The following is a 2,355-nucleotide window of genomic DNA, read 5'->3' on the forward strand; positions in this document are numbered from 1 at the left end:
CCACGTGGGCCGCGCGCTGGTGCCGTTGCTGGCCAGCCTGCCATGCCGGGTGCGCTGGATCGATTCGCGGGAACAGGAATTCCCGGAACACATCCCCCAAGGCGTGCGTAAAATCGTCAGCGAAGAGCCGGTGGATGAAATCGACCACTTGCCTGTGGGCAGTTACTGCATCGTCATGACCCACAACCACGCGCTGGACCTGGAACTCACCGCCGCCCTGCTCAAGCGCAATGACTTCACCTACTTCGGCCTGATCGGCTCGAAGACCAAACGCGTCAAGTTTGAACACCGCCTGCGGGATCGCGGTTTCGACACCGCGCAACTGCAACGCATGCATTGCCCGATGGGGCTGACCGAGGTCAAAGGCAAACTGCCTGTGGAAATCGCCATCTCCATCGCCGGCGAAATCATCGCCACCTATAACGCCAACTTCGGCCAGCACACTGCGAGCGCCGAACCCATTGCCAAACTGCTGCCGGTATCCCGCCGCAGCCAAGCGACTAACTGAGACGACCATGCCTTTGACACGCAAAGCCTACCGTGCCGCCATTTTGCACAGCATCGCCGACCCTGCCGAAGTGGGGATCGAAGCCTCCTATGAATATTTCGAGGACGGCCTGCTGGTGATCGACAACGGCCAGATCAGTGCCCTTGGCCACGCCAGCGACTTGCTCGCCAGCCTGCCCGCCGACATCGAAGTCACCCATTACCAGGACGCGCTGATCACCCCCGGCCTGATCGACACCCACATCCACCTGCCGCAGACCGGCATGGTCGGTGCCTATGGCGAGCAGTTGCTGGACTGGCTCAACACCTACACCTTCCCGTGTGAAAGCCAGTTCGCCGACAAGGCCCACGCCGAAGAAGTCGCGGATATTTTCATCAAGGAACTGCTGCGCAACGGCACCACCACCGCGCTGGTATTTGGCAGCGTGCACCCGCAGTCAGTGAACTCGTTTTTTGAAGCGGCCGAGAAGCTCGACCTGCGGATGATCGCCGGCAAGGTAATGATGGACCGCAACGCGCCGGACTATTTGACCGACACCGCCGAATCCGGCTACGCGGAGAGCAAGGCGCTGATCGAGCGCTGGCACGGCAAGGGCCGTTTGCACTACGCGGTGACGCCACGTTTCGCACCGACCAGTACACCTGAACAACTGACCCTCGCCGGGCAGCTGCTGGGGGAATACCCGGACCTCTACATGCAGACCCACATCAGTGAAAACCTGCAGGAAGTGGAATGGGTGAAAGAACTGTTCCCGGAGCGCAAGGGCTACCTGGACGTGTACGACCATTACAAACTGCTGGGTGAACGCTCGGTGTTCGCCCACGGTGTGCACCTGTGCGACGACGAATGCGCGCGGTTGGCAGAAGCCGGTTCGGCAGTCGCGTTCTGCCCGACATCGAACTTCTTCCTGGGCAGCGGTTTGTTCAACCTGCCGATGGCCGAGAAGCACAAGCTGAATGTCGGCCTGGGTACGGACGTCGGCGGTGGCACCAGCTTCTCGCTGCTGCAAACCCTGAACGAAGCGTACAAGGTGATGCAACTGCAAGGGGCGCGCTTGAGTCCGTTCAAGTCGTTGTACCTGGCGACCCTGGGTGGTGCGCGGGCGCTGCGTCTGGAAGACAAGATCGGCACGCTGCAACCCGGCACTGACGCGGACTTCCTGGTACTGGATTACAACGCCACCCCGCTGCTCAGCTATCGCCTGAAGCAGGCCAATAACATCGCCGAGACGTTGTTCGTGTTGATGACGCTGGGGGATGACCGGGCGGTGTTGCAGACGTATGCGGCGGGGCAATTGGTGCATCAACGCTGATTCAGCTAACACCACAAACCAAATGTGGGAGCTGGCTTGCCTGCGATGCAGACACCTCGGTGTATCAGTGATACCGAGGTGATGCTATCGCAGGCAAGCCAGCTCCCACATTTTTGATCGGGGTTACAACTTTACAGACGAGCGCCCCGGCTTCTTGGTCTGCAACAGATGCGAGAACACCGCATGCAGGTCATCCGACGCGCTTTCCTCATCGAGGTTGAGCTTGCTGTCGATGTGATCCATGTGATGCATCATCAGGTTCACCGCCAAATCCGCATCCCGCGCTTCGATCGCGTCGATCAACTGCGTGTGCTCATCGTAGGAACAGTGCGAGCGGTTGCCGCTTTCGTACTGGGCGATGATCAGCGAGGTCTGGGACACCAGACTGCGCTGGAAACTGATCAGCGGCGCATTCTTCGCCGCCTCGGCCAGCTTCAGGTGGAACTCGCCGGAAAGCCGGATGCCCGCGCCGCGATCGCCCCGGGAGAAGCTGTCGCGCTCGTCGTTGACCATCTGCCGCAGCTCGGCCAGTTGC

3 protein-coding genes are annotated in these 2,355 nt (G+C 60.6%); 2 read left to right on the top strand and 1 reads right to left on the bottom strand.

Going from position 1 to position 2,355, the window contains the following annotated elements:
• Together xdhC and guaD are read left to right on the top strand one after the other, a co-directional pair.
• Window positions 1-508, top strand: a 508-nt coding sequence (gene xdhC / locus HX846_RS27730; RefSeq protein ID WP_178966515.1) for a xanthine dehydrogenase accessory protein XdhC, incomplete at its 5' end; no start/stop codon positions are given.
• Window positions 509-515: 7 nt separating this feature from the next.
• Window positions 516-1,820, top strand: coding sequence for a guanine deaminase (gene guaD, locus HX846_RS27735; protein WP_003219093.1), 1,305 nt, complete (start codon window positions 516-518; stop codon window positions 1,818-1,820).
• A gap of 123 nt (window positions 1,821-1,943) precedes the next feature.
• On the opposite strand, the gene HX846_RS27740 is transcribed toward guaD, so the two are convergent.
• A partial coding sequence (locus tag HX846_RS27740) for a GntR family transcriptional regulator (RefSeq protein WP_178966516.1) occupies window positions 1,944-2,355 on the bottom strand: 412 nt, incomplete at its 5' end.

Origin of the sequence: Pseudomonas sp. K5002 (assembly GCF_013386655.1) — a bacterium.
GTDB lineage: Bacteria > Pseudomonadota > Gammaproteobacteria > Pseudomonadales > Pseudomonadaceae > Aquipseudomonas.

What these genes read in the sequence shown, in the direction of transcription:
- guaD (WP_003219093.1), top strand. Translation starts at nt 516, where the DNA reads ATGCCTTTGACACGCAAAGCCTACCGTGCCGCCATTTTGCACAGCATC.